This is a genomic window from Brevibacillus centrosporus (assembly GCF_003710815.1).
GTDB lineage: Bacteria > Bacillota > Bacilli > Brevibacillales > Brevibacillaceae > Brevibacillus > Brevibacillus centrosporus.
This window is the reverse complement of record NZ_RHHP01000070.1, coordinates 1-1514: the sequence shown is the minus strand read 5'-3', so window position 1 is coordinate 1514 and position 1514 is coordinate 1. Positions and strand designations below refer to the sequence as shown.

Annotated in this window: 1 protein-coding gene; it reads right to left on the bottom strand. The window is 47.4% G+C overall.

From position 1 onward, the window contains the following. Positions 1–4: 4 nt before the first annotated feature. Positions 5–1363 (bottom strand): IS4 family transposase, encoded by a 1359-nt coding sequence (locus EDM55_RS29880; protein WP_122962138.1) that lies wholly within the window; start codon positions 1361–1363, stop codon positions 5–7. Positions 1364–1514 lie beyond the last annotated feature (151 nt).

Genomic DNA, 1514 nt, shown 5'->3' with positions numbered 1-1514 from the left:
TAACTCAACTTTCGCAGCTCAAATTAGGCAGGTAACCCTTGATATAGTTGGGTAAACCCGCAATCCACTCGCGAAGTTGACAAAATACAAATGCCTTTTCCTGCCCCGTTTTGGTTTCTGCCATTTTCATGAATAACGTCATTAGTTGCTGCAACGCGGTTTGGTAATCTAAGTCTCTTATCTCGTCAGCAAACAGGAGAAATAAGCCGCCTAGTGACCTGGTATCATGCTCTTGTCGGCGTTCGAACTCTAACACCAGATAACGACTAAACACCACGGTTGTATGGCTAATGAGCATGTCGAAAGAACGGCCTTGAAACTCGGTGCCGAGCTTGAGATAGCTCTTGGTAAACTTAAAAAACGTCTCAATGCTCCACCGCATGCCGTAGATTCGTACGATTTCCGCTGTATCGGCTGTCAGATCTGTGCTGAGAATCGCCAGCCATTCACGTCGCTTGTTGCGGTTTCGGACGAACACTAGTTTCACCGGTAATCCACAGGTTGTCTCGACGATTACGGAACCGAGAACGTCGGCTGCGGTGTTTTTCGGTAGTGCGCGGTACAACTCTTTTAAGCTCAGAAGCTTTCCGTTTAACCGGTAACGCTGTTTCATGTCTTTGATCATACCAATAACGTGAATACCTTGGGTAGCCAACTGGCGAAGCAACGGTGCTTGGGTAAACCAGCTGTCCATCAGCACATAGTCAGCGGTAAAGCCAGCAGACAGCGCTCGCTTAATCAGAAGGGCGACGGCTTCAGGTTTACGCGAAAACGCCTCCATTCGGCGTTTGTAGCCATGGCTACGCTTGGACAAATTCCCGTTCATCTCGCAAATGCGGTTCGCCATCTTAGCAGACGAAAGCATGACAAAATCGATTGGAGCAAAGCTGAAACCGTCCGACCAACCGAGTGTGAGCATCGTAAATCCTTTTATAAAACGGCCGGTTGTATGGTCGAACACACGGGCTAAGAGTTCAGCTTTCTTACTGCGGTTGCGGCTTAAGACAGAGTCATCGATGACAAAGACGCGCGTGCGCGATGAGGCAATGAGAGATTCAAAGTGCAAAACGGTTTTTAAGGCAATGCTCTGAAGAAACTTCCGCCAGGCAAAGGACGACTGATTGAGAAACCGGTAGACGACATCTTTACCAGGTAATGACTCACCTCGCTCGCTCTCTTGAAGACGAAACCAATTACGTCCTTCAAAGACCAGCGAAAACAGAAGCTGAAACACGGCTAGGCTGGAAAGGCCGAATGATTTAGAAATACCAGCCTTTCGAAGTAAATGGCCGATTTGCAGGGTGGAAAACACTGCGGTAAAGCGAGTTTTTGCCTGTTCAGACAAGGAATTATGGTGTAGCATAGAGGTACACACCTTTCTTTGTTTGCATGGTTGCTCGACACTTCCATGATACCAGACAAGAAAGGTGTTTCTATGTCAATCCACGTTTTTTTTGCCTTTAATCCCTAGAGTCCCAAGAGATTGCACCGATTTTTATGGTGCGAAAGTTGAG